The organism is Gemmiger gallinarum (assembly GCF_014982805.1).
GTDB classification, from domain to species: domain Bacteria; phylum Bacillota; class Clostridia; order Oscillospirales; family Ruminococcaceae; genus Gemmiger; species Gemmiger gallinarum.
In genome coordinates this window covers 866086-893020 of the sequence record NZ_JADCKC010000001.1, presented here as the reverse complement: position 1 = coordinate 893020, position 26935 = coordinate 866086, and the positions used below count along the sequence as shown (strand labels likewise).

The window sequence follows — 26935 nt, the reverse complement described above, 5'->3', positions numbered from 1 at the left end:
CAAATCGTACCAACGATTGAAAATAACAAGCATCCCCCAAAACGATACCAATATGGAGGCAACAAATTATGGAAGAAGCAATCGTAAGAGCGGCCTGCGCGCTGGGCGCCGGTCTGTGCATGGGTCTTGGCGCTATCGGCCCCGCCATCGGCGAAGGCAACGCCGTCGGTAAGGCACTGGAGGGCATGTCCCGCCAACCCGAGACCATGGGCATGCTGCGTACCAACATGATCCTGGGCTGTGCGATCACCGAGTCCACCGGTATTTACTCTCTGGTCATCGCCCTGCTGCTGCTCTTCGTCTTTTGATGAGCCGCACTTGGAACTCGGGAAAGAGAGGAGTGTCAGGACTTGTCGGATTTTGAGAGCTTTGTCGGCGTAAACCCGTGGACGGCGCTTTTCACCTTCTGCAACATGATGATCACCTTTCTGGTGCTCAAACATTTTCTGTTCGGCCCGGTGAAAAAGATGATCGACGACCGCCAGAAGGAGATCGACACCATGTACGCCGACGCCGATGCCGCGAAACAGCAGGCCCTTGCCCTGGAACAGCAGTACCAGGCCCGCCTGAGTGAGGTCCGGCAGGAAAGCGACGCCATGCTGCGTGACGCCACCGCCCGCGCCCAGAAACGGGAGCAGGAGATCGTGGATGCAGCCCGGGCATCGGCCCGCGCCATGCGCGATGCGGCCGAGGCCGACATTGAACAGGAAAAGAAGAAGGCGGTCAACGAGCTCAAGGATGAGATCGGCGGCATTGCCATGGACATTGCATCCCGTGTGGTGGAGCGCGAGATCAGCGAGAAGGATCACCGCGAGCTGATCGACGAGTTTATCCGGAATGTGGGTGACGCATCGTGACAGAGCAGGCAAAACGCTATGGCGGCAGCCTTTTTGAGCTGGCCGCCGAGGAACACCTGGATGACCGCATCTTAGGGGAACTGGACGGCGCGGTGTCCTGTTTTGCGGACAACGAGCAATACTTCCGCCTGCTGGCTCTGCCCAGCCTGTCCCATGCCACCCGGCGGGACCTGCTGGACGAAGCGTTCGGCGGGCAGGTGCACCCCTATGTGGTGAACTTTCTGAAACTGCTGTGTGACGAAGGGCTGCTCTGTGAGCTGCCCGGCTGTGCACAGGCCTATCGGGAATGCTACAACCAGGCCCACGGCATCGTGCAGGTGAAGGCGGCGTCGGCCATCCCGCTGGATGAGGCCACCCGCACCCGCCTGACCCAAAAGCTGGAACAGGTCACCGGCAAACAGATCGAGCTGACGGTGACGGTGGAACCCGCGCTTTTGGGCGGTATTCGCCTGGATATGGACGGCATGCGTCTGGACGGCACGGTCCGCGCACGCCTGGACGGCATCCGCGCCGGACTGGACAGCCTGACGCTGTAAGGCCCTGCCCGGACCCGTATACTTTGCAACAGAAAAGATTGAGTGGTGAATCGTAGACGTGCAGATGAAACCTGAACAGATCTCCCGGATCATCCGGGCACAGATCAAGCACTACGCCAATGCCATTGAGCAGAGCGAGACCGGCGTCGTCACCATGGTGGGCGACGGCATCGCCCGCGCCAGCGGCCTGGACAAATGCATGGCCGGCGAGCTGGTGCAGTTCGCCAACGGCGAGTACGGCATGGCCCAGAACCTGGAGGAAAACTCGGTGTCCATCGTTCTGCTGGGCAGCGACGAGGGCATCAGCGAGGGCGGCGTCGTCAAGCGGACGGGCCGCGTCGTGTCGGTGCCGGTGGGCGATGCCATGATCGGCCGTGTGGTCAACGCTCTGGGCCAGCCCATCGACGGCAAGGGCCCCATTGCGTCGGAGGAATACCGCCCCATTGAGGCGCCCGCCCCCGGCATTCTGGACCGCCAGCCGGTCAAGCAGCCTCTGCAGACCGGCATCAAGGCCATTGACTCCATGATCCCCATCGGCCGCGGCCAGCGTGAGCTCATCATCGGCGACCGCCAGACCGGCAAGACCACCATTGCCACAGACACCATCCTCAACCAGAAGGGCGGGGACGTGATCTGTATCTATGTGGCCATCGGCCAGAAGCGCTCCACCGTGGCGACCCTGGTGGAGGAGCTGACTGCCGCCGGCGCCATGGACTACACCATCGTGGTGTCGGCCACCGCATCGGAGCTCTCCCCGCTGCAGTATATCGCGCCGTACGCGGGCTGCGCCATGGGCGAGTACTTCATGCACAAGGGCCGCCATGTCCTCATTATCTATGACGACCTGTCCAAGCATGCGGTGGCCTATCGCGCCCTGTCGCTGCTGATCCGCCGTCCTCCGGGACGGGAGGCTTACCCCGGCGACGTGTTCTATCTCCATTCCCGTTTGTTGGAACGGGCGGCCAAGCTGTCCGACGCCAAGGGCGGCGGCTCGCTGACAGCCCTGCCCATCATCGAGACCCAGGCAGGCGACGTGTCGGCCTATATCCCCACCAACGTCATCTCCATCACCGACGGGCAGATCTTCCTGGAGACCGAGCTCTTCCACTCCGGCGTCATGCCGGCAGTCAACCCGGGCATCTCGGTCTCCCGTGTGGGCGGCAACGCCCAGATCAAGGCCATGAAGAAGGTGGCCGGCACCCTGAAACTGATCTATTCCCAGTACCGCGAGCTGCAGGGCTTTGCCCAGTTCGGCTCTGATCTGGATGCCGACACCAAGGCCCGTCTGGCCCAGGGCGAGCGTATTGTGGAGGTCCTCAAGCAGGACCGCAGCTCCCCGGTGCCGGTGGAAAAGCAGGTGGCCATTCTGTACGCCACGGTGCGCGGCTATCTGGACAAGGTGGCAGTGACCGATGTCAAGGAGTACGAGCGCGGCCTGTATGAATTTTTAGATTCCAACTCCCAGGCCTGCGGCGTCATGCAGGAAATCCGTGACACCGGCGCACTGTCCGAGGACGCGGACAAGGCGCTGGCTGCGGTGCTGACGGAATACACCGATGCCTTTGTCAAGGCACGATAATACAGCGGAAAGGAGGCGGTTTGCATGGCAGGTTCCATGAAGGACATCAAACTGCGCATCAAGAGCGTGCAGGGTACCATGCAGATCACCAAGGCGATGGAGCTGGTGGCGTCCTCCAAGCTGCGTCGTGCCAAGGAGCGGGTGGAGCACAGCCGCCCCTATTTTGAGACGCTGTATCATACGCTGTATGACATTGCCGCGGCGAACACCGAGTTCCAGAGCCCGTATCTGCTTCGCCGGGAGACCGGCAACACCTGTTATGTTGTCATTGCGGGCGACCGGGGTCTGGCGGGCGGCTACAACGCCAATGTGCTGCGCTGCGCCGCTGCCGACGCCGAGGGCAGGGACATCTGTGTGCTGCCCATCGGCCGCCGTGCCGTGGAGCATTACGAGCGCCGGGGCATTCCCATTGTGAGCAAGGCCTTTGAGATGGCGGGGGACCTGTCGGTCAGCGACTGCTACGAGGTATCCCGCATGCTGTGCAAGCTGTATCTGGCGGGAGAGATCCGGGAGATCCGTATTGTGTTTACCCAGTTTGTGTCCATGCTGACCCAGACCGCCATGGTGCTGCCGGTGCTGCCCTTTGACGTGCCCCGCACGGGGAAGGGGACTGCCGGGCGGGAGATGATCCTCTACGAGCCCAACAGCGAAAAAGTGTTCGACGCCATCATTCCCGAGTATCTGGCAGGCGTCGTCTACGGCGCATTGTGCGAGAGCGTTTCCAGTGAGCTGGGCGCCCGGCGCACGGCCATGGACTCGGCCAGCAAGAATGCAGCGGACATGATCGATCGTCTCAACCTGCATTACAACCGCGCCCGTCAGGCTGCCATCACCCAGGAGATCACCGAGATCGTGGCGGGTGCCGGTGCGGACTAAACTAACCATTTGACAAGGAGTTGTAAGCCCATGTCGGAGAAAAATATCGGCAGTGTGGTACAGGTCACCGGCCCGGTCCTGGACATCCGGTTCCCGGAAGGCAGCCTGCCCGCACTGCTCAACGCCATCGAGCTGGACAACCACGGCACCCGTCTGGTGGCCGAGGTGGCCCAGCAGATCGGCGATAACGTGGTGCGCTGCATCGCCATGAGCAGCACCGACGGTATGGTGCGCGGCGACAAGGCGGTGGACACCGGCGGACCCATCACGGTGCCCGTCGGCGAGGGCTGCCTGGGCCGTGTGTTCAACCTGCTGGGGGAGCCCATCGACGAGAAGCCCGCCCCCGAGGGTCTGGAGCGCTGGCCCATCCATCGCCCGGCCCCCGGCTTTGACGAGCAGGAGGGTGCCACCGAAATTCTGGAGACCGGCATCAAGGTCGTGGACCTGATCTGCCCCTACGCCAAGGGCGGCAAGATCGGCCTGTTCGGCGGTGCCGGCGTCGGCAAGACGGTGCTGATCCAGGAGCTGATCTACAACATTGCCACAGCGCACAACGGCTACTCGGTCTTTACGGGCGTGGGCGAGCGCACCCGTGAGGGCAACGACCTTTACGGCGAGATGAGCGAGAGCGGCGTTCTCAGCAAGACTGCCCTGGTCTACGGCCAGATGAACGAGCCTCCGGGAGCCCGTATGCGTGTGGCTCTGTCCGGTCTGACCATGGCGGAGTATTTCCGCGATGTCAAGAACCAGGACGTGCTGCTCTTCATTGACAATATCTTCCGCTTCACCCAGGCGGGCTCCGAGGTCAGCGCACTGCTGGGCCGCATGCCCTCTGCCGTCGGCTATCAGCCCACCCTGGCCACCGAGATGGGCGCTTTGCAGGAGCGCATCACCTCCACCCGCAAGGGTTCCATCACCTCGGTGCAGGCAGTCTATGTCCCTGCGGACGACCTGACCGACCCGGCCCCCGCCACCACCTTCACCCATCTGGATGCCACCACCGTTCTGAGCCGTGAGATCTCTGCCCAGGGCATTTACCCGGCCGTTGACCCGCTGGAATCCACCAGCCGTATCCTCAGCCCCGAGGTGCTGGGCCGCCGCCACTACGACGTGGCCCGTGCCGTCCAGAAGGTGTTGCAGCGCTACAAGGAACTGCAGGACATCATCGCCATCATGGGCATGGACGAACTGGGCGAGGAGGACAAGCTCACCGTCGCCCGCGCCCGCAAGGTGCAGCGTTTCCTGTCCCAGAGCTTCCACGTGGCGGAGCAGTTCACCGGCATGCCCGGCCAGTACGTTCCCCTCAAGGAGACGCTGCGGGGCTTTGAGGCTATCCTGGGCGGCGACTGCGACGACCTGCCGGAGAGCAGCTTCCTGTTTGCCGGCACCATCGACGATGTCTACGCCAAGGCAAAGAAATAATCCGCGCTTGCTTTAGGGGAGGTAGCATATGGGAACATATTCCCTGAAAGTCGTGACGCCGGACGGCTGCGCGTTTGAGGGGCAGGCGGTACGCCTGGTCTGCCGGACTATCACCGGGGACATTGCCATTCTGCCCGGTCACTGCGATTACTGCACAGCCCTGGGTATGGGAGAGGCGCATATCGTCCTGGAGGACGGTACCACCCGGCGCGCTGCCTGTATGGGCGGACTGCTCAGTGTGCTGAAAGGCCAGACCCGCCTGGTGGCCACCACCTGGGAATGGGCGGACGAGATTGACGTTCCCCGCGCGGAGGCATCCCGTGCCCGGGCGGAGGAACAGCTTGCCCGCAAGGATCTGGACGCCCGGGAACTGGAACTGGCCAAGGCCCGGCTGCGCCGTGCACTGGTGCGCACGTCCGTGGCAAAATAAAAAGGAAAAACGGTCCCCGGCCGGGAAGCATACCTTCCTGGCCGGGGGCCGTTTCTGTCTGTCAGAGGGAAAATGACAGGCACAGGCAAAAGAAAAATCCCGAACACTTTCGTGTTCGGGATTTGGTGCGGATGAAGGGATTTGAACCCACACTCTTTTAAGGGAACTAGAACCTGAATCTAGCGCGTCTGCCAGTTCCGCCACATCCGCTTATTTTGTTTGGCCGTGACCTTATGTCCTCGGCGCGAATATTATTATAGCCGAGGGGGCCTTTTTTGTCAACACTTTTTTTCAAAAAAATCGAAAAAAATGAAAAAAGATGAAAAACGGACGGCAGAACGTAAAAAGAATTTCAAAAAATTATCGCCAGGGGTATTTGGCAGCCTTTACAAAGGCCTCAAACAGCCGCATGGACACCGGATCGGACTGGTAAGAAAACTCAGGATGCCACTGAACACCCAGAATAAAGTGCTTGCCGGGCATCCAGGCGGCCTCGATCAGGCCGTCCTCCGACACAGCCGCCGCCGACAGGATAGGGGACAGGTCCCGGATTGCCTGATGGTGGCAGCTGTTGACGCCGTACCCGGTGTCACCCACGATCTCAAACAGCGGGCTTTCCCGTTCGATGGTCACCTGATGAACCGCACGGTCATAGGGCGGTGCCATTCTGTGGGAGAGTCCGGGGTGTTCGCTGGGCAGATCCTGGTACAGCGTGCCGCCGGTATGCGTGTTGAGGAACTGCAGGCCCCGGCAGATGCCCAGCACCGGTTTGTCCAGCTGGATGGCGGCATCCAGCAAAAGGCCTTCCATGGCGTCGCGGTCGGGGCAGGTGGGGCCGCACAGGTCGCTGCGGGCCTCGCCGTACAGGGCGGGCTCCACATCCTGGCCGCCGGGCAGCAGCAGGCCGTCGCACTGGCGGATAAAGTACAGCAGTTCCGTTTTGTCCTGGGTCAGCGGCAGCATGACCGGAATGGACAGACAGGCTTCCAGCGCCTTCATGTATCCGGGCAGCATCCAGTAGCTTTGCTTTTCCTCATCGTACAGGGGAACAATGCCGATGACGGGTCTCATAGTCAAAACACCTCTCTTTTTGTTTGTGATCCTTTGCATCCTTTCCCAAGCCGGAGCGCAGGCTCCGGCTATGGTTCAAAGTATAGCACAAACCGACCGGTGAAAAAAGAAACAATTCCACAAAAAATAGAAAGCAAGCTTGACATATTCGAATGAACAAGCTATTATAGTATCAAATATGGAAAGTAAACTTTCCAATTCAAAAACCGGAAAAGGTGAAAAAGACATGAAGAACCGTCTGGAGGAACTGCGCCGGGCGCGGGGCATCCGGCAGGAGGAACTGGCCGATGCCCTGGGGGTATCGCGACAGACCATCGGCTCGCTGGAAAACGGCCGCTACAACCCGTCCATTCTGCTGGCCTTCAAGCTGGCCCATTATTTTGAAATGAGCATCGAAGACATCTTTATCTATGAGGAGGAAGTACGATGAAAAAGTCGATTCTGTATCTGTTGCTTGCCGCTGCCGGCGCTGTTTTGCTGATTGCGGGGGTGATCTGGCTGCGCTTCGGCGTGGAAAATGTGGCGGCTTACCTCTGTATTGGTGTGGGCGCGGGCATTTTTGGTCAGGGCCTGGGGCAGTACCTTCAGTATACAGCCCTGAAAAATGCCCCGGAGACCCGCCGCCGTCTCGAGATCGAGACAACCGATGAGCGCAACTTGGCTCTGAGCTGCCGGGCCAAGGCAAAAGCCTACGACGCCATGGTTTACATCTTCAGCGCACTGATGCTGGTCTTTGCCCTGATGCGGGTAGACCTGGCGGCAATCCTGCTGCTGGTGGCGGCATACCTGGCAGTCTGCGGCATCGGCGTATACTATCGTCTGCGCTACGAAAAGGAAATGTAACCCCTTGCAATGAAAAAAAATCCCGCCGCAGGTCAGCAAAACTCCCGCAAGGCGTGCGCCGCCGGCAAGGAAAGGTTATTGCTCCGGCTCTTGACGCTCCCACGCGAAACTATTAGTATAAATATAGTTATGGAGAAGAAACAGGGAGGAGGGCAGCCGGATGATCCGCATTGCCTTGGTGGAGGATGACCCCGGTTACCGTGCGCAGATTCGGGACTATCTGGACCGGTATTCAAAGGAGTACGACCAGAAGTTGATCGTCACGGATTTTTCCGACGGCGACGAGATCGCGCTCAATTACAAAGCAGGCTATGACGTGATTCTCATGGATATTGAGATGAAGTTCATGGACGGTATGACGGCGGCGGAGATGATCCGCCAGAAGGATGCCGAGGTGGTCATCATCTTCATCACCAATCTGCCGCAGTATGCCATCAAAGGATACGCGGTGGACGCGCTGGATTATGTGCTCAAGCCGGTCAGCTACTATGCCTTCAGCCAGCGGATCAACCGGGCCATCACCCGCATGAGCCGCCGCCAGAAACGCTACCTCAGCGTTACTACCCGGGAAGGCACCCACAAGCTGGCCTATGACAGCATCAATTACATTGAAGTACAGGCCCATGAACTGGTTTACCACACCACCGACGGCATTGTAACAGCCCCGGGAACCCTAAAAGAAGTGGAAAAAACGCTGGATATGCAGATTTTTTTCCGGTGCAACAAGGGGTGCCTGGTCAATCTGGAGCGGGTGGACGGTATCCGGGGAGACGATGCCGTGGTGGCGGGGGAGCCGGTACTGGTCAGCCGGTCCCGAAAAAAAGTTTTCCTGGATGCACTGAATAACTACATCAGCGGGGTGGCTAAATGAATATGCTGCCCAACATCCCTCCTTTCTGGAGCGCGCTGGCTTATTGGCTGGCCTGTATGCTGTATGTTTTTCTGCTGCCCCGGCGCTGGCGGCCGGTACAGACCTGCCTGGCGTCCCTTGTGAATCTGGCTGCGCTGACCATCTGCATGACCGTTACTGCCGAATGGCAGGACTGGGCTTTCAATCTGGGAATGATCGTCACTGCGGCACTGACCGCCGTCCCTTTCTTTGTGCTGTGCCGCCATTCCTGGCGCAACGCAGTCTACTATTGTGCAAGGGCTTTTATTCTGGGCGGCTTTACCGCATCGCTGGCCTGGCAGCTGTATGCCCTCATGATCCTGCCCAGGGTGGGGCGGCAGAGCGCCCTCATCGAGGCTGCCGTCATCCTGCCCATGTTTGCGGTGATGTACCTTGCCATGTATCTCATCGAACGGATGCACCGCACCGAGATGTGGGAACTGCAGGTTACCACGGCATCCAGCCTGACGGTGGCTTCCATTGCCCTCATCATCTACATTGTGTCCAGTATCAGTTATCTGTCCATCCGTACCCCCTTTGCCGGAACCACGGATGCCGATGCTTTCAATGTGCGGACCTTTGCTTATCTGGGCGGTGTGGCCATTCTCTACGCTTACCATCTGCAGATCTGTGAAAATCACGCCCGGCAGGAACTGACCGCCATGCAGAACATCCTGCAGAACCAGTACGCCAATTATCAGCGCAGCGAGGAGAGCGTGGAACTGATCAACCGCAAATACCACGATCTCAAGCATCAGATTGCGGTACTGCGCCGCGAGGTCAAGGAGGGCAAAAATCTGGAATACCTGGACCGTGTGGAACAGGAGATCAGCGCCTATGAAGCGGAGAACAAGACCGGCAACCGGGTACTTGATACCATCCTGACCACCAAGAGCCTGCACTGCCGGCAGAACGGCATTCAGCTGACCTGCGTGGCGGACGGCGCGGCCCTGGACTTCATGGATGTGATGGACCTGAGCGCCCTGTTCGGCAATGCGCTGGACAATGCCATTGAGGGCGTGAGCGTCCTGCCCGACGATGAGCAGCGGCTGATTCATCTGTCGGTGGCAAGGCAGAAAGGCTTTGTCTCCATCCGGCTGGAAAACCGCTGCAAGGAGACCATGCACATCGAAAAGGGCCTGCCCAGCACCACCAAGGCGGAGAAGGGCCTGCACGGCTACGGGCTCAAGAGTATCCAGGCCACGGTGGCCAAATACGGCGGTTCGGTGACGGTCCATGCGGAGAACGGCTGGTTCGAACTGCGCATTCTGATTCCGCTGCTGACTGTGTGAAACCATAAACAACAACTGAACATCCCATAAAACCCCCGGAACAGGCAAAATGCCGAAAGTTCCGGGGGTTTGCTTGTAATATTGCACAAAGGTTTTTTCAACTTGTGCATGAAAAACGACGGATTGCGCAGTTTGTGTGCCGGAATGGAAAAAATGGTGTAAAGTAACAACAGAAATCAGGAGGGCGGCATGGAAGTCTCCCGTAAAAAAAATACAGGATCGGCAATGGGGGCGATACGGTGCAGAAGAAAGATTTCAACGGCGGCTGGCTGTTTGGCCGTGTGGGGAAGGACGAACTTCGGCCGGTACGGATCCCTCACGATGCCATGCTGGCGGAAAAGCGCACGGCACAGAGCCCCGGCGGCATCAACACCGGATGGTTTGAGGGGTACGATTACCGCTATGTCAAGCAGTTCACCGCCCCGGAAGCCTGGCGGGGCCGCACGGTGATGCTGGAGTTTGAGGGCGTCTACCACAATGCCCAGGTCTTTCTCAACGGCCATAAGATCGGCGGCCGGCCTTACGGCTACAGCGGCTTTTTCGTCACGCTGGACGAACACCTGAACTACGGCGGGGACAATACCCTGGAAGTCATCGCCCATAATGCCGACCAGCCCAACAGCCGGTGGTACTCCGGCGCGGGCATCTACCGTCCGGTGCAGCTTTACCTCTCGGCCGGAAAGAGCTACCTGCCCCCGGAATCTATCCGGGTGCGTACGCTGGGCCTTGATCCGGTGCGGCTGGAAATCACCGTCCGCACGGTGGGGGAGGGCAACATTCAGGTGGAACTGCTGGACGGGGACAAGGTGCTGCACAGCGGCCGGGCCCACAGCGACGGCAACGCCAGACTGCTTCTCACCGCCACAGAGCTGCAGCCCTGGAGCCCGGAACATCCCCGGCTCTACACCTGCCGCGTCCGCTTTGAAGGGGACGAGGACAGGGTGACCTTCGGCGCCCGGACCATCGAATGGTCGGCCCGCAAGGGCTTTGCCATCAACGACCGCCGGGTGATCCTGCGGGGCGCCTGCATCCACCACGACAACGGCCCTCTGGGCGCTGCCTGCTGGCCCGATGCGGTGGAGCGCAAGGTACGCCTTTTGCAGGAATGCGGCTACAATGCCATCCGCTCCGCCCACAATCCCTGCTCCAAGACCCTTTTGGAGGTCTGCGACCGGCTGGGTATGCTGGTTATGGATGAGTACGTGGACTGCTGGTACATTCACAAGACCAAGAACGACTATGTGCAGTATTTCGCCGACTGGTGGCAGCGGGACCTGGCCGACATGACGGCCAAGGATTTCAACCATCCCTGCGTGGTGCTCTACTCCACCGGCAACGAGGTCAGCGAGACCGCCCAGGAGCGGGGCATCCAGCTCACCGGGCAGATGACTCGGTATCTCCACGACTGCGATCCCACCCGTCCGGTGACTTGCGGCGTCAACATTTTCTTCAATCTGCTGTCCTCCCTGGGCTTCGGCGTCTACAGCGACGAAAAGGCCGAGAAGGAAGCCGAAAAGCCGGTGGGCAGCCAGTTCTTCAACGATATGGCGGGGCTTTGCGGCGCGGGCTTCATGAAATGGGGCGCTACGCTCCACGGCTGCGATGTCAAGACCCGGGGCGCCTTCGCCAACATGGACATCGCGGGCTATAACTACGGCATCAACCGTTACCGTCATGACCTGCAGAAATATCCCGATCGCCTGATCCTGGGCAGCGAGACCTTCTGCTCCGATGCGTATCGCTTCTGGCAGATGGCCCAGCACGAGCCCCGACTCATCGGCGACTTTGTCTGGGCGGGCATGGATTACCTGGGCGAGGTTGGCGTAGGCAGCTGGGAATATCACGACTACGCCCCTGGCTTTGACCACGGCCCCGGCTGGCTTACGGCAGGCAGCGGACGCATCGACCTGACCGGCTACCGCCTGGCGGAAGGGGATTACACCCGGGTGGCCTTCGGGCTGGAAAAAGGCCCGGTGCTGGCGGTGCGTCCGGTGAACCATCCGGGAGAGAAGCATTCTCCCTCGGCCTGGAAGATGACCGACGCCATCCGCAGCTGGTCCTGGTCCGGATGCGAGGGCAACCCCGCCATTGTGGAAGTCTACACCACGGCTGCCCGGGTGGAACTCACCCTCAACGGCCGCAAGGTGGGGGAGAAACGCCGGGGCAAGGACTGCCGCGTGATCTTCCGCACCCGGTATGAGGACGGCACCCTGACAGCCATCGCCCGGGATGCCAACGGCAATGAGGTGGGTCGCACGGCGCTGCGCACGGCAGGCCCCGAGACCGAACTGCGGGCCGAGCCGGAACAAAAGCAGACCGCCCCCGGCCGCCTGTGCTACATCCCGCTGCGCTACACCGACGGGGCGGGAACCACCAAGCCGATGGAACGGGGCCGCATCCGCGTGAACGTGGAGGGCGGCAAGCTGTTGGCGCTGGGACATGCCTGTCCCTACAATGCCGATGGATTTCTTGGCAGCGAGACGGATACCTATTGGGGCCGTGCCCTGGCCATTGTGCTGGCCGAGGGGGACGTGACCATGACTGCGGAGGATGGGACCCGCCGCGCTGTCTGTAAGATTGCCTGCAAGGAGGTTGGAACATGTTGAACATCACCCGCTTTGCCGTGGAAGGAATGACTGCCGGCTGTGTGACCGACAGCGCTCATCCCGTCTTCGGCTTTGCACTGGAAAGCGACGGTCAGAACGTCACCCTCCGGTCCGCCACCCTGACGGTGGGGGACTGGTCGGTGGAGACCACCGATCAGGTGGCCGTCCAGTACGCCGGGCCGGTGCTGCAGCCCTTCACCGTCTATCACGCGGCGCTGCAGGTCACGGCCAGCAACGGGGAGACCGCCCGGGCGGACCTGGACTTTGAGACCGGCCGCATGGATACCCCGTGGCAGGGCCAGTGGATCAGCGATCCGGACTACCGCTTTACCGAGAAGAAGGTATCCCCCAAACCCATGGTGTTCCGCAAGGCCTTCCACCCCGAAAAAACGGTGGAAAAGGCCCGGCTGTATGTCACGGCCATGGGCGTGTATGAGCTGGAGCTCAACGGCCAGAAGGTGGGCGACCGGTGGTTTGCCCCCGGCTTTACCAGCTACAAGACCAACCTCCAGTATCAGACCTACGATGTGACCGCCCAGCTGGGCGAGTACAACACCCTTACGGCCACGGTGGCCGGCGGCTGGGCGGTGGGCAGCTTCGTCTTCACCCGCGTCAACCGGGTCACCGCCGACCGTCAGGCCCTGCTGGCCGAGCTGCGGGTCACCTACACCGACGGCAGTGAGGAGGTCATCGGCACCGATTCCAGCTGGCAGGTCACCGAGGATGGCCCCGTCCGCATGGCGGACCTCTACGACGGCGAGACCTACGATGCCACCGTCAACATGGACCGGGCCAACTGGCACGCCGCCGCCCCCGAGACCCTGCGGGTCAGCCCCGCCATCCGGGCGGAGATCGGCGCCCCTGTCAAGGTACAGGCGGTGCTCAAGCCGGTGTCCTGCAAAAAGGTGGGGGAGGAGCTGATCTACGACTTTGGCCAGAACTTTGCAGGCGTCATCCGCCTGACGGTCAAGGGCAAGGCAGGACAGGTCATTACCATCCGCCATGCCGAGATCCTCAACCCCGACGGCACCCTGAACACCGCCTTCCTGCGCACCGCCAAGGCCACCGCCGCCTACACCTGCCGGGAGGGCGTCCAGACCTGGAACCCCCGGTTCACCTACATGGGCTTCCGCTACATCAGCGTCACTGGCGCCGCCGAGGAGACCCTGACGGTGGAGGCGCTGGCCCTCTGGTCGGATGTCCGCCGCATCGGCAGCTTCGAGTGCTCGGACAAGATGCTCAATCAGCTGCAGAGCAACATCCTGTGGGGCGCCCGCTCCAACTTCATCGACATTCCCACCGACTGCCCCCAGCGGGACGAACGCATGGGCTGGACCGGAGACATCGCAGTCTTTGCCCCCACCGCCTGCTTCAACTTCGACATGGGCCGCTTTCTGAAAAAGTGGCTGCGGGATGTGAAGAACGAACAGCTCAAGACCGGCGGCATTCCCAACACGGTGCCGGTGCAGGGCTACGGCTTCCCGGCCACCATGCCGGAGATGGCCATCGCCTGGTGGGGCGACGCCTGCGTGCTGGTGCCCTGGGCCATGTACCAGGCCAGCGGCGACGTGGAGATCCTGCGCGCCATGTACCCCACCATGAAAAAGTATGTGGGCGCCTGCAAGTTCTGGGCGGGGCTGTTCAGCTTGGGCAAGAAAAAGTACATCTGGGCCATGCCTGGGGCCTTCAGCTTCGGTGACTGGGTGGCCCCCGATGTGCCCCAGATGGGCCAGTGGCAGGCCCGCAACAAGTGGACCGGCACGGCCAGCCTGTGCAACACCAGCGCTCTGGTGGCGAAGGTGGCCCGCATCCTAGGCAACGACGCCGACGCCAAGACCTATCAGCAGCTCAGCGATGCAGCCGCCGACGCCTACTGCAGCATCCTGACCGACGGCAACGGCAAACTACTGGAGGAGTTCCAGACCGCCTACGTGCTGCCGCTCTATCTCAAAATGTTCCCGGAGAACGTCCGCGCCAAGGCGGTGGACAATCTGGTCAGACTGGTGGAAAAGAGCGACTACTGCATCGGTACCGGCTTCCCGGGCACGCCCTACATCCTGTTCGCCCTGGCGGACAACGGCCGCCCCGACGTGGCCTACAAGATGCTGATGAACACCAAGTGTCCCAGCTGGCTGTATGAGGTCCGCGTGGGCGCCACCACCATCTGGGAGCGGTGGGACGGCCTGGACGAGAACGGCACCTGCCCCATCGGGGATGACGGCACCGACAAGATGATCTCTTACAACCATTATGCTTCCGGCGCGGTGGGGGCCTTCCTCTACCAGCGCATTGCAGGTCTGGAAGCCACCGAGCCCGGCTACAAGCGCTTTGCAGTCAAGCCTCTCATCGGCGGCGGGCTGACCTGGGCCAAGGCCGAGGTGGAGACCCCCTACGGCATTGCCTCCAGCGCCTGGGAGCTCAAGGACGGCACCCTGACCGTCACCGTTACCGTTCCGGTGGGTACCACCTGCGATGTGACCCTGCCCGACGGCAAGACCCAAACATTCGGCAGCGGCGTTTACAGCGTCAGCACGTCCTGCCGGTAAGGAGAGATGCAAACGATGAAAATGAACTGGATCGAAGCGCCTCTGTTCAAGACGCGCATCACCTCGGCCAACGTCAAGCCCACGGAGATGCTGCTGGGCTACCTGATCGGCCCCTTCTGCGCCCTGATCTCCAACGCCATCTTCGGCAGCTACTTAAACCGCTACTACTCCGACGTTCTGGCCTGGACCGACACCAGCCGCTTCGGCAACTTCTCGGCATTGCTGCCCATCCTGTCGGTCATCTGCGTCATCATCGGCAACCTGGTGGTGGGCCGCCTTATGGACAGCACCAAGTCCAGCCAGGGCAAGGCCCGTCCCTACCTGATCCTGTCGGCACCGCTGCTGGCAGTGGCTATCATCACCCTGTTTGTCGTCCCCAAGAGCGCCGAGCCCGCCATGCAGATGGTCTGGATCGCCGTCTCCTATAACCTCTACTACGCGGTGGCCTACCCCCTGTACTACACCGCCCACTCCTCGCTGGTGGCACTGTCCACCCGCAACTCCAACGACCGCGGTCTGCTTTCCACCTTCTCCAACGCTTCCGGCGTGGCCGCGGTGGGCATCGGCGCCAGCATCCTGGTTCCCATGCTGCTGCAGAACTTCCTCTTCGTCCCCAACGCCGACGGCTCCATCAACGCCGACGCCAGCTACGCCAACTGGCGTGTGGTCATGGTGGTGCTCTGCGTCATCACCGCCATCGGCATCCTCATCGAGTACTACTTCAGCCGTGAGCGCATCACCGAGGAACGCCTCAAGATGCCGGTGGAGGAGAAAAAGATCCCCATGTCCCAGCAGATCAAGGTCTGCATGAGCAACAAATACTGGTGGATCATCATCCTCTACTTCCTGCTGTTCCAGCTGGGCGGTCTGGTCAAGAACGGCTCCATGAACTACTACTGCACCTGGGTGTTCGAGGGCATCGACGGCGGCACCGCCATGGGCCTGCTGGGCGCCATCGGCGGCATCCCCACGGCCATCGGCATGGTGCTGGCATGGCCCATCGCCAACAAGCTGGGCAAACAGCGGGCCGTGGTCCTGGGCCTGGCCATCTCGGTCATCGGCGGTCTGGCCAGCTTCATCGATGTGCATAACTTTGTCATCGTCTGCGTCGGCGTCATCCTCAAGGGCATCGGTTCCATCCCCGCCATGTACGTCACCCTGGCCCTGCTCAGCGACGTTCTCGACCATCTGGAAGCCAAGAACGGCTTCCGCTCCGACGGCTTCACCATGTCGGTGTACGGCGCCATCATGGTGGGCATGACCGGCCTGGGCAACGGCATCATCAACGTGCTGCTCACCATCGCCGGCTACGACGCCAGCCTGCCTGCCCAGAACGCCAGCGTCCAGAACATGCTGGTCATCTGCTACCTGGGCGTTGAGCTGGTCTGCTATGCCGTCATCGTCGTTCTCATGAGCTTCCTGAAAGTGGAGAAGCACATCAAGGAGGACCAGGCCATCATCCTCGAAAACCAGAAGGCAGCTGTTCTAGCCGCCGGCGGCGAGTGGATCGAGCCCGCCGAGCGTCTGCGCCGGGAACAGGAACAGGCTGAAAAAGAGGCCGAAGCTGCCCGCATTGAAGAACTCAAGGCAAAATGCGCCAAGAAAGGCCTGAATTTTGCCGAGGAGGAAGCCAAATACCAGGCCAAGCTGGCCGCCAAGCGCGCCAAACAGAAGAAGTAAGGCACATTCCAAAAAAATAGTCCAATGCGCGTCCGGACCCGAGGGGAGATGGGGAAGGATGCGTCAGGAAATAAACCCACGGCACAACAACAAGGAGGTCTATCATGAAGCAAACATCCACCGGCCGCCGCGGCCAGCGCGTTTGGCGCGGCGTTACGGCGACCACCGCGACGGTCCTGGCGCTGAGCATTTCTGCCGGCGTCGTCGTTGACAGCTTCCGCACGGACATTGACAAGTTCCTGGGCACCCAGTCCACCAAAGTTGTCACCGAGGATGCGGACCCTGCCACCGTCTATACCTACACGTCGGACTATTCCAGCACCACCGAACTGCTGGATGCCATCGAGGATCTGGGCGAGCGCATGAGCGAGGAGGGCACCGTCCTGCTCAAGAATAACGGCGCTTTGCCCCTGACCGCCGACGAGACCCAGAAGATCTCGCTGCTGGGCTTCTCCAGCTATCACCCGGTCATGGGCGGTATCATGGGTTCCAGCCTGACCGAGAATACCGGCACCGACGCCGACACTGTGGACATGGTGGAGGCATTCCAGGCCAAGGGCTTTGTCATCAACCCCACCCTGCAGACGGTGTACACTGCCCTGGAAAGCACCTACACCACTGAGGTGGAGAGCTGGGGCGGCACCACCAGCCACCTGACCATCACCGCACCGGCGGTGGGCGGCGTCTTCACCAGCAAGGAGCCCAGCCAGGCGCTGCTGGACCAGACCGACGCCACCTGGAAGGACAGCATGAATGATTATAACGTCATGATCGTTACCATCGCCCGTGCTGCCTCCGAAAACGCCAACTACACCCCGGGTACTGCGGGTGTGGACCCCACCCAGAACCTCAACCAGACCGATCCTCTCGGCCTGTCCGACGACGAGCGCGACCTGATCCAGGCTGCTGTGGATGCCAAGGCTGCCAACGGCGGCAAGGTCATCGTGCTGCTCAACAACGCCAGCGCCATGGAAGTCCAGGAGATCCAGGACAATGAGGGCGTGGACGCCATCCTGCAGGTGGGCCTGCCCGGCGGCTACGGCTTCTACGGCGTGGCAGACATCCTGTCCGGCGCCGTCAACCCCTCCGGTCACCTGACCGACACCTACGCGGTGGTCAATGCCAACTCCCCGGCAGCACAGAACTACGGCGATCTGGAGTGGACCAACCCCGACCCCGAAACTTCCACCAACTCCGAGCTGGTGGAGGCCGAGAACATCTACATCGGCTACAAGTACTATGAGACCCGCTATGCCGACACCATCCTGGGCCAGGGCAACGCCGCCTCCACCGTGGGCAGCTCCACCGGCTCTGCCTGGAACTATGACGACGAGGTCACCTATCCCTTCGGCTACGGTCTGAGCTACACCACCTTCAGCCAGACGCTGGACAGCCTGACGGTGGACATGGATGCCAAGACCGTTACCGCTCAGGTCACCGTCACCAATACCGGCAGCGTGGCCGGCAAGGACGCCGTCCAGCTCTACGTCAGCCTGCCCTACACCGACTATGACAAGCAGAACGGTGTGGAAAAGGCCGCCATCCAGCTGCTGGACTACGACAAGACGGAAGAGATCGCTCCGGGCGCTTCCGAGACCGTCACCCTGGTGGCCGACATGCAGGATATGACCAGCTGGGATTCCACCGCCGACAATCTGGCCGGCACCAAGGGCACCTTCATGCTGGATGCAGGCGACTACTACTTCACCGTCGGCAACGGCGCCCATGAGGCTGTCAACAATGTTCTGGCCGCTCAGGGCCAGGCTGTTGAGGGCAATGCCGCCAACGTCAAGACCTGGAATCTGGCCGAAAGCGATTTCACCACCTTTGCCACCTCCAAAAACGGCACTGCTGTGGAGAACCAGCTGGAGGACATGGACCTGAACTACTGGATGCCCGACACCGTCACTTACCTGACCCGCAGCGACTGGGAAGGCACCTGGCCCAAGACTTACGAGAACCTGACTGCCACCGACGAGATGCTGGACTGCATGGACAACGATAACTATGAGATCACCGCCAACGGCGATCCCTCCTCCATCACCTTCGGTGCCGACAACGGCCTGACCCTGGCCGATCTCAAGGGCGTCAGCGACATCAATGACGAGCGCTGGAGCCTGCTTCTCGACCAGATCGAACTGGAAGACTGCCTGATCCGCACCGGTTTCGGCGGCACCTCCACCAAGGCCATTGAGTCCATCATGAGCCCCGAGACCATCCAGAATGATGGCCCCAACGGTATTTACAGCTACACCCTGGGCCAGTACGCCAACACCGATGCCTCCACCGGCGACCCCTGCGCAGTGGACGCCAACGATCCCAACCTCAACTACAAGATGGGTGTCATGCCCAACGAGACTGTCATTGCCCAGACCTTCAGCAAGCAGCTGGCTGCCGAGTACGGCCGCGTCATCGGCAACTACAGCCTGTGGAGCAACCTGACCATCTTCTGGGGCTGCGGCACCAACCTGCACCGCCTGCCCTACAACGCCCGCAACCATGAGTATTACTCCGAGGACGCCGTCCTGACTGCCGGCCAGGGCACTGCCTATGTGGCCGCCGCCAAGGAATACGGCTGCATCGTGGCACCCAAGCATCTGGTCTTCAACGACACCGAAGTCAACCGTACCGGCGTGGCGGTCTTCATGACCGAGCAGCAGGCCCGTGAAAACGAGCTGCGCGGCACCCAGGCTATCATCGAAGACGCCGGCGCACTGGGCGTCATGAGCGCATACAACCGTGTGGGCTGCCTGACCAGCAACTCTCACTCCGGCCTGATGCTGGGCATCCTCCGCGGCGAGTGGGGCTTCCAGGGCCTGATGAGTGAGGACTTCATCCAGGATGCCAACTACACCGCACTGAAAGAAGCCGTCATCAACGGCATCACCATGAGCTGCAATACCGGCGACAGCACCATGGAGGCTGTCAGCGCCAAGTGGCCCTACTGGACGGTGGAAAACGTCAGCCAGGATGCCACTCTGCTGGCTGCTCTCAAGCAGGTCATGCTGTGGCAGAACTACGCTCTGGCCAACTCCAACGCCATGGACGGCCTGGCCGCTACCAGCCGTCTGGTCAGCGTGCGCACCTGGTATGACAACGCTCTCACCGGTGTGCAGGTCGTCTTCGGTCTGCTGACCCTGGCCGGTATCGCCATGTACCTCCGCGCAGCAAAGCGCAAGAAGTCCTGATCAGGGAGGGTATCGACATGAAAAAATCCGCTGGATTTCCGCTCACGGCCCTGTCTGCCGTGCTGGCCCTCGTAGGGCTTGTCTTCTACTTCATCAACTGCAACACCAACTACTTTGTTGCTGACGGCATCAACCCCGCTGTCATCGGCTGCACGGCTGCGGCCATCGTGGTCGAGGTCGTCCTCATCGCCGTTGCCCTGAAGGGCCAGAAAGACTGGATGGACATTCTGCCCGTGGCAGCGCCTGTCCTGCTCATGGTCAGCTTCGTGGTCTTCCTCACCGGACGCATCAACGCCATCGCCGCCATCATGACCTTCACCAACAACGCGCAGAACATGGCTGACCTGCAGAGCGCCATCATCAGCATGGCCTGCCTGCTCATCGCCACCATCGTGGGTGTGGTCGCCGCTTACTTCGACGTTACCAAACCCGCCTGAACCATCTACGAGAAATTCTTCTCCTGAAATTTCCCGAATCATGGAAGACCTCCGTCGGTCCCGCCGCTCCGCAACCCGGACGACGGCCCCGGCGGGGGCCTTCCGCTTTTTCCGACAAAATGTGCTATGATAAGATGAACGACACGAAAGGGGGATGCCGCCATGCGTAAAATGATACTTGGTCTGGCGGCGGCACTGCTGCTGGCGGGCTGCGCGCCCGGCGCGGCGGTGCCGGCCGACACCTGCCGGGTGGTGCTGGAGGAGAGCGATGCCTTCACCGCCGACACCCCCGTGCAGAATGTGCCCCGGGGCGGGCAGGCCCGTTTTGTGCTGGAGCCGGCCCAGGGGTGCACCCTGACCGGGACCGATTACCTCGGCGCTGTGCTGGAGCAATCCTCCGACGGCTGGGTGCTGACCCTGCCCCAGGTGCGCTACCCGGCGGTAGTCACCGTCACAGCCGAACGCAGCGACACCTCCTTTGTCTGCCATGCCAACGACGGCAGTGACGCCACGGTGGAACAGCCGGTGCTCACCACCCACGCCCGGCTCAACACACCCCGGGCGGGACTGTTTGAACGGCAGGGCTATACCCAGACAGGGTGGAGCACCAACCCCGACGGCAGCGGAACCACAGTGGTGCAGGGCGGCCGCATTGACCCGGCGGGACAAAAGCAGATCGATCTCTATGCCCTGTGGCAGCCCTGGACCGATGCCGCGGCCTTTACCTGGGAACCGGCGGGGGAAGGGATCACCATTACCGGCTGTACCTCCCGGGCAAACTGTATTGTTGTGCCGGCAGAGCTGGACGGCAAACCCGTCACCGCCATTGCCGCCGGGGCTTTCTCCGGCCTGCCCTGCGAGAGCATCGTGCTGCCCCGGGGGCTCAAACGGCTGGCCGAGGGCGCCGTCGTCGATTGCCCCAACCTGACCGAACTCACCCTTTTTGACGATATCACCGACCCCGGTGCCGATCCGGTGAAGGGCTGTCCCAATCTGCGCACCCTGCGCCTGCAGGCGGCCACAGCGCCCCGATACAGCGGCGGATATTTTGCCTCCTTTGCCGACAAGTACGACCGTCTGCTCTCCCTGAAAGACAGCCGAAAACTGGTGCTGTTCTCCGGTTCCTCCACCCGCTTTGGCTACGACAGTGCCCTGCTGGACCAGGCTCTGCCCGACTACGAGGTGGTGAACATGGGGGTGTTTGCCTACACCAATGCCGTGCCCCAGCTGCTGCTGATTCTGGACTGTATGGGGGAGGGGGATATTCTGCTGGATTCCCCCGAGTTCGACGCGGCCCAGCGGCAGTTCTGCACCACCGACAAGCTGGACGCGGAGTTTTTCTGCCTGATGGAGGCAAATTACCAGATGCTCGCAGCGCTGGATCTGAGGCAGACCACCGGTGTGTTTGCTGCCCTGGGGGAATATCTGACCGCCCGAGCCTCCCTGACGGAAAAAAGTTATGATCTTTCCCCGGCGGACTTTGATGAGGACGGCAACCCCAGCGATGCCCCCAGTTACAACGAGTACGGCGACTACTGCCTCTATCGTCCCAATGCGGCCGACGACACGCCGGTCTATGGCCTGGCGGTGGAGTACACCACGCACGGCCTGCCCGCGGAACAGTTTGTGACACCGTTCAACGCCATGATGGAGCGCTTTCAGCAAAAAGGGGTACAGGTATTCTTTACCTACGCGCCGCGCAACGCCCAGGCTTTGTCCGACAGCAGCACCCCCGAGGCCCGAGCCCAACTGGATGCCAGCCTGCAGGCAGCCCTCTGCGTGCCGGTGCTGGGCACGCTGGAGGACTCTCTCTGGCCGGGACGCTATCTCTACGGCACGGACAACCACCTTTCCACCGAGGGCGCCCGGCTGCGTACCCAACAAGTGATTTCCTGGCTGGAGGAGTACTTATGATGATTGTCCTTTTGGCGGCGGTCCTCGCTGCCCTGGCGGCGCTGGTCTGCGGCGCCACGCTGCAGCAGCTGCTGCTGGGGGCGCTGGTACTGGCCCTGCTTTTTCTGGGAGGAAGGAGGGATGCGCCGTGAACTTTATCTCCGCCCAGTTTGTGGTTCTCTTTCCGCTGGTGCTGCTGTGCTGGCGGCGCATCGCCCCGGCCCGGCGCTGGGTGGTGCTGCTGGCGGCCAGCTGGTTGTTTTATGCCGCCGGACAGCCTCAGACCTTTCCGCTGCTGCTTCTGGCTACCGGCGTCTGCTATCTTGCTGCCCGGCGGGTGGCGGATGCTCAGAGCAAAGCTGCCAAACGAGGCTGGCTGGCTCTGGCGCTGGGCACCTGCCTGGGAATCTTGTTTCTGTTCAAGTATCTGAGCTTTGCGGCCTCCATTTTCGGGATTTCGGTTCCGTCTCTGCTGCTGCCGGTGGGCATCAGCTTTTACACCTTCCAAAATCTCTCTTACGTCATAGATGTCTATCGCGGCACCATGGAGCCGGAACGGCATTTCGGCTATTATGCCCTGTTCGTCTCTTTCTTTCCCCAGCTGGTGGCGGGGCCCATCGAACGTCCCCAGAACCTGCTGCCCCAGCTGCGCAGAGCGGCCGATCCCTCCCGGGAGGATGTTCAGGCAGGGATGCAGCTGCTTCTGCGGGGATACTGCAAAAAGCTGGTGCTGGCGGATTTTGCCGCCCGCTTTGTGGAGCCGGTCTATGCTTCCCCGGAGGCTGCCGCCGGCCCGGCGGTGGTGCTGGCCACCGTGCTGTTTGCCCTGCAGATCTACGGGGATTTTTCCGGTTACTCGGACATTGCCTGCGGCGCCGCCCGGCTCATGGGCATCCGGCTGATGAAAAACTTCGACGCCCCCTACACCGCCTGCTCGGTGCGGGAATTCTGGCGACGCTGGCACATCAGCCTGACCAGCTGGCTCACCGATTATCTCTACATCCCTTTGGGCGGCAGCCGCTGCGGTACCTTCCGCCACTGCCTCAATATCCTCATTGTTTTTCTGGCCAGCGGTCTCTGGCATGGAGCCAACTGGACCTTCGTCATCTGGGGCGGGCTGCACGGCGCGGCCATGGTGGGGGAGACTCTGCTGGCCCCCCGGCTGCCCGTACCGCCCCGATGGCTGGGCCGCTGTCTGACCTTTGCCTTTGTCTGCTTTGCCTGGATCTTCTTCCGGGCGGGGAGTGTGGCCGATGCCTTCACGCTCATCTCGGCTCTGCCTTCCGGCTGGAACTCTCTGCCCCGGCTGGGGATGAAGGCGGCGGACCTGGCGCAGCTGGTGCTGGGGGTGCTGCTTCTGGTGCGGCTGCAATACTGGCCCGCCCCGGTCCGGCAGGAACGCCGGGCGGCGGGGACGGTCTTTTGCCTCACGGCCTGCGCGGCACTGGCCTGGCTGTCACTGCTGGCCGAGGGGGCCGGCAATGCCTTCATCTACTTCCAATTCTGACGGAGGAACGCTGTGAAACAAAAATTGTGGCTTCAGGTTGTGGCCTTGCTGCTGCTGGGCCCCCTGGTTTTGCTGGTTTGCGGCTTTGGCCTGCCTGCTCAGTATGACGAGAGTTTCCTGGGCGAGCTGGGAGACAAGTGCGACCTGCTGGAACAGACACCGGCTCCCCGCATTGTGCTGGTGGGGGGCAGCAGTGTGGCCTTCGGGGTGGACAGCAAATTGCTGGAACAGGAATTTCCCGGCTATACCGCCGTCAACTTCGGGCTGTACGCGGCCCTTGGCACCCAGGTGATGCTGGAACTGTCGGAAGGGCAGTTTCAGCCCGGGGACATCGTCATCCTCTCCCCGGAGCAGCAACAGCAGACCCTGTCCTGCTACTTCAACGCCGAGGCTACCTGGCAGGCGCTGGACGGACATTTTGATCTGCTGGCCCGGTTGGACCCGGCCCATTTTGGGGCGCTTTTGGGGCAATTCCCTTACTTTGCGGCCCGCAAGGCAAACTATTTCCTGCGGGGGGAAAAGCCGGTGCCGGAGGGGATCTACCGGCACGCCTCCTTCGATGCCCGCGGGGATGTGCAGGCAGACTGCACCTCCAACCGGATGCCCGGCGGCTGGGACGCCAACACCCCCGTTTTGCTGGAAGAGGAGGTCCTTGACCCGGATTTTGTGGAGAAGGTCAATGCCTGGGCAGCTGCGGCCGAGGCTCAGGGGGCACAGGTCTATTACCGGTTTTGCCCCATGAATGCCGCCGCGGTTCAGGGAGATGCCGATGCCTACTATGATTTTTTGCGGCAGCAGCTGGACTTTCCCATTCTGGGGGACCCCAACACCTGCATTCTGGACCCGGCCTGGTTCTATGACACCAACTTTCACCTCAACGAGGCAGGCCGGCAGCTCAACACCCGCAACCTGGTGCGGGATCTCAAGGCACAGCTGGGGGACACCAGCCGGACGGAAATCGCCGTTCCCGACCCGCCTGCCATGGCCACTGCCGAGACGGCCCGGGGAGACGACTCCGACATCGACTGCTTTACCTTTGAGGCCCGGGGCAGTGCCGCCGTGCTCACCGGTGTGACGGAGGAAGGCCGTACCCGCCGGACACTGACGGTTCCCACCCACTGGCAGGGCCTGCCGGTAAGCTCCATTGCGGACGGGGCTTTTGCGGGGTGTGATGGGTTGGAAACGATCGTGCTCCAGAGCGCAGACCCCACCGCCTGTACGCCGGGGCAGGATCTGCTGCGGGACTGCACAGCCAAAATCCAGGTGCCGGACGGCGCCGTGGATGCCTACAAACTCAGTTATTTCTGGTCCATCTATGCCGCGCGCATCGACTGAACGGCAAAAGAGCCGGCACGGCGGCACCAAATTGTACAATACGCGCTCAACTGAAAAAAATTAACACAGGCTAATGCAAAGTTTGTCAAAAATAAATATAATACATAACATGCATGGACATACGCGATTCATAGAGCCTGAAACAGGAGGGAGCGCATGGACGCAAGTTTATTCTGCTCGACGATTTACGGAATCAAAAATCCAGAAATTTTGCGGGAGATCAACGATGCGGCGGTGATTGAGAACGTATCGAAAGGGACAGTGCTCATCCGTGCGGGCGAACCTCAGACGCGGATCGTATTTTTGATGGAAGGTGTCTTTCGCGGTTCTTTCCTGGATATCAACGGAAAAGAAATTACCGATTGCATCGGCTTCCGGCCCGGAACGGCGGCCATGGCAAGCTTTGGGTTTGAAAGTCCGGCCAAAATCAGCATCGAGATGATGACAGCAGGAAAGATCATGGCTATCCCCACCAGACAGCTGACGGCAATGATGCGGAAGTACCCGGAATTGCTGGTCCTTTACAACAAACTGCTGACCGATGCGCTTGCCTCCCAATGGGAACTCAAGGTGATGGTTTACCAGTGCACGGCCATGCAGCGGTATGAGTGGTTCCTCAAAAAGTTCCCCGGCCTGGCCGACAAGGTCAGCAACAAGTACATCGCGTCTTATCTGGGCATGAATCCCGTCACCCTCAGCCGCCTGCGCCGCAGTGTGCGGGACGGGGTGTGAGCCTGCGTCCGGATGCAAAGGATTTTTGCTTGACAAGGGAAAGAATGTCTGATAAAATATTCTGGCAATCGTTCAGAAGGCTGCTCCGTTCGCACAGGATGGCGTATGCTGGTAGCCGAAATTCGAAGATTGTGATGAGCACATATATCAAGTATGGCTCCCGTTATCATGATCGAGAAAGAGGTGAAATGAAATGAAGGAAGGCATTCATCCCAAGTACGTGGATTGCACCATTACCTGCGCCTGCGGCAACGTCATCAAGACCCGCTCCACCAAGCCGGAGATCCGTGTTGAAGTTTGCAGCAAGTGCCACCCGTTCTATACCGGCAAGCAGAAGCTCGTCGATACCGGCGGACGTGTCGAGCGCTTCAAGCGCCGTTACAACCTGGGCAAATAACAAAGCATTTTGCGGCGGTGCCGCGGATGGAAACGTCCGCAGCACCGCTTTTTCGCGTGCGGCCGCCCGGCGGCCGGAAAGGGGAGTCCTATGGCCGAATACCGTACCATCTCAGGCACCTCGACCTTTGAATATGAGGAGAAGCGCAGCCGGTTCATCGGCCTGGCCGCCTTTGCAGACACCGAGGAAAAGGCCCTGGCGGTTTTGTCCCGCGTCCGGGCCGAGAACCGCACCGCCCGCCACAATGTCTACGCCTACGTTCTGCGGGAGGGCGGCCGCTCCCGCTATTCCGACGACGGGGAACCGGCCAAGACGGCGGGCACCCCGGTACTGGAGGCCATCGGCCACGCGGGGCTGTCCGATGTCATCGTGGTGGTGACGCGGTATTTCGGCGGTATCCTGCTGGGCACCGGCGGCCTGGTGCGGGCCTACACCGCGGCGGCATCGGGGGCTTTGGCACGGGCCGAGATCGTCACCATGCGGGAGGTGGTCGCCTGCCGGGTGCGGCTGCCCTACAGCCTGTTTGAGCAGGCCCAGCGGCTGATCCTGGCGGCAGGGGGCAAGTGTGACCAGCCGGAGTTCGACGATGCCGTGACCCTGTGCTGGAAGATGCCCGCCGGCACTGAGGGCGAGCTCCTCGGTGCGCTGCGGGAGCTTTCCCGGGGATCGGCGCAGATCCAGGTCTCCCCGCCCGAGTACGCGCCCTTCTGATACAGGAAGGGGGAAAAACGGCAGAAAAGCCGGCGCTTTTCCCCCGATTGCCGCCCTCCGGACGGCTTTTTGTGTTTTTTGTGTGGAAAAGAAGTGTTTTCCCATTTT

General features: G+C 61.2%; 24 protein-coding genes and 1 tRNA gene. 23 read left to right on the top strand and 2 right to left on the bottom strand.

What is annotated here, in order from left to right:
• Positions 1–68: 68 nt before the first annotated feature.
• Genes atpE through atpC form a run of 7 tightly spaced genes read left to right on the top strand, consistent with a single transcriptional unit; the run spans position 69 to position 5700 of the window.
• Entirely contained in the window at positions 69–308 is a 240-nt protein-coding gene (gene atpE, locus INF35_RS04155; RefSeq protein WP_193500250.1) for an ATP synthase F0 subunit C, read from the top strand.
• 42 nt (positions 309–350) lie between these two features.
• The gene (gene atpF, locus INF35_RS04150; RefSeq protein ID WP_193500249.1) at positions 351–857 is read left to right on the top strand and encodes a F0F1 ATP synthase subunit B; all 507 of its coding nucleotides are present in this window, start codon (positions 351–353) and stop codon (positions 855–857) included.
• Positions 854–1393, top strand: coding sequence for an ATP synthase F1 subunit delta (gene atpH, locus INF35_RS04145; protein ID WP_193500248.1), 540 nt, complete (start codon positions 854–856; stop codon positions 1391–1393). The genes atpF and atpH overlap by 4 nt, the downstream gene beginning before the upstream one ends.
• Positions 1394–1451: 58 nt before the next feature.
• Positions 1452–2972 (top strand): F0F1 ATP synthase subunit alpha, encoded by a 1521-nt coding sequence (atpA, locus tag INF35_RS04140; protein WP_193500247.1) that lies wholly within the window; start codon positions 1452–1454, stop codon positions 2970–2972.
• Between the two features lie 24 nt (positions 2973–2996).
• Positions 2997–3848, top strand: coding sequence for an ATP synthase F1 subunit gamma (gene atpG / locus INF35_RS04135; RefSeq protein ID WP_193500246.1), 852 nt, complete (start codon positions 2997–2999; stop codon positions 3846–3848).
• A gap of 30 nt (positions 3849–3878) precedes the next feature.
• Positions 3879–5270, top strand: coding sequence for a F0F1 ATP synthase subunit beta (gene atpD, locus INF35_RS04130; protein ID WP_193500245.1), 1392 nt, complete (start codon positions 3879–3881; stop codon positions 5268–5270).
• Between the two features lie 28 nt (positions 5271–5298).
• A complete protein-coding gene (gene atpC, locus INF35_RS04125) occupies positions 5299–5700 on the top strand; it encodes an ATP synthase F1 subunit epsilon (protein WP_193500244.1) in 402 nt (133 codons plus the stop codon).
• 123 nt (positions 5701–5823) lie between these two features.
• Here the strand turns inward: atpC and INF35_RS04120 are convergent.
• Both INF35_RS04120 and INF35_RS04115 read right to left on the bottom strand, forming a co-directional pair.
• Positions 5824–5910: transfer RNA gene (locus INF35_RS04120), tRNA-Leu, on the bottom strand.
• Positions 5911–6060: 150 nt separating this feature from the next.
• Positions 6061–6771 carry a gamma-glutamyl-gamma-aminobutyrate hydrolase family protein gene (locus INF35_RS04115; protein ID WP_193500531.1) on the bottom strand — a complete coding sequence of 237 codons (711 nt, stop codon included), beginning with the start codon at positions 6769–6771 and terminating at the stop codon, positions 6061–6063.
• 226 nt (positions 6772–6997) lie between these two features.
• Between INF35_RS04115 and INF35_RS04110 the strand changes: the two genes are divergently transcribed.
• The 16 genes from INF35_RS04110 (at position 6998) to INF35_RS04040 (ending at position 26827) form a co-directional block, all read left to right on the top strand.
• Positions 6998–7201, top strand: coding sequence for a helix-turn-helix transcriptional regulator (locus INF35_RS04110; protein ID WP_193500243.1), 204 nt, complete (start codon positions 6998–7000; stop codon positions 7199–7201).
• Positions 7198–7614 carry a hypothetical protein gene (locus tag INF35_RS04105; protein ID WP_193500242.1) on the top strand — a complete coding sequence of 139 codons (417 nt, stop codon included), beginning with the start codon at positions 7198–7200 and terminating at the stop codon, positions 7612–7614. Before INF35_RS04110 ends, INF35_RS04105 begins: the two co-directional genes overlap by 4 nt.
• A 160-nt stretch (positions 7615–7774) precedes the next feature.
• Positions 7775–8485, top strand: coding sequence for a LytR/AlgR family response regulator transcription factor (locus INF35_RS04100; RefSeq protein ID WP_193500241.1), 711 nt, complete (start codon positions 7775–7777; stop codon positions 8483–8485).
• Positions 8486–8487: 2 nt separating this feature from the next.
• A complete protein-coding gene (locus INF35_RS04095) occupies positions 8488–9795 on the top strand; it encodes an ATP-binding protein (RefSeq protein WP_235983098.1) in 1308 nt (435 codons plus the stop codon).
• 239 nt (positions 9796–10034) lie between these two features.
• Positions 10035–12401, top strand: a complete 2367-nt coding sequence (locus INF35_RS04090) for a glycoside hydrolase family 2 TIM barrel-domain containing protein (RefSeq protein ID WP_328740361.1) — start codon at positions 10035–10037, stop codon at positions 12399–12401.
• Positions 12395–14947 carry an alpha-L-rhamnosidase gene (locus INF35_RS04085; protein WP_193500239.1) on the top strand — a complete coding sequence of 851 codons (2553 nt, stop codon included), beginning with the start codon at positions 12395–12397 and terminating at the stop codon, positions 14945–14947. Before INF35_RS04090 ends, INF35_RS04085 begins: the two co-directional genes overlap by 7 nt.
• A 15-nt stretch (positions 14948–14962) precedes the next feature.
• Positions 14963–16627, top strand: coding sequence for an MFS transporter (locus tag INF35_RS04080; RefSeq protein ID WP_193500238.1), 1665 nt, complete (start codon positions 14963–14965; stop codon positions 16625–16627).
• A gap of 104 nt (positions 16628–16731) precedes the next feature.
• On the top strand, positions 16732–19815 hold the full coding sequence (locus INF35_RS04075; protein ID WP_193500237.1) for a glycoside hydrolase family 3 C-terminal domain-containing protein: 3084 nt from the start codon (positions 16732–16734) through the stop codon (positions 19813–19815).
• 17 nt (positions 19816–19832) lie between these two features.
• The gene (locus INF35_RS04070; RefSeq protein WP_193500236.1) at positions 19833–20252 is read left to right on the top strand and encodes a hypothetical protein; all 420 of its coding nucleotides are present in this window, start codon (positions 19833–19835) and stop codon (positions 20250–20252) included.
• A 162-nt stretch (positions 20253–20414) separates the two neighbouring features.
• Positions 20415–22166, top strand: coding sequence for a hypothetical protein (locus INF35_RS04065; RefSeq protein ID WP_193500235.1), 1752 nt, complete (start codon positions 20415–20417; stop codon positions 22164–22166).
• Positions 22163–22297, top strand: coding sequence for a hypothetical protein (locus tag INF35_RS13940; protein WP_268885724.1), 135 nt, complete (start codon positions 22163–22165; stop codon positions 22295–22297). Before INF35_RS04065 ends, INF35_RS13940 begins: the two co-directional genes overlap by 4 nt.
• Positions 22294–23652: an MBOAT family O-acyltransferase gene (locus INF35_RS04060; protein WP_193500234.1), complete on the top strand. Its 1359-nt coding sequence runs from the start codon at positions 22294–22296 to the stop codon at positions 23650–23652. The genes INF35_RS13940 and INF35_RS04060 overlap by 4 nt, the downstream gene beginning before the upstream one ends.
• A gap of 12 nt (positions 23653–23664) precedes the next feature.
• A complete protein-coding gene (locus tag INF35_RS04055) occupies positions 23665–24987 on the top strand; it encodes a hypothetical protein (protein WP_193500233.1) in 1323 nt (440 codons plus the stop codon).
• A 156-nt stretch (positions 24988–25143) separates the two neighbouring features.
• Positions 25144–25719: a Crp/Fnr family transcriptional regulator gene (locus INF35_RS04050; protein ID WP_193500232.1), complete on the top strand. Its 576-nt coding sequence runs from the start codon at positions 25144–25146 to the stop codon at positions 25717–25719.
• Between the two features lie 193 nt (positions 25720–25912).
• Positions 25913–26116, top strand: coding sequence for a 50S ribosomal protein L31 (gene rpmE / locus INF35_RS04045; protein WP_193500231.1), 204 nt, complete (start codon positions 25913–25915; stop codon positions 26114–26116).
• Positions 26117–26206: 90 nt separating this feature from the next.
• A complete protein-coding gene (locus INF35_RS04040; RefSeq protein WP_193500230.1) occupies positions 26207–26827 on the top strand; it encodes an IMPACT family protein in 621 nt (206 codons plus the stop codon).
• Positions 26828–26935 lie beyond the last annotated feature (108 nt).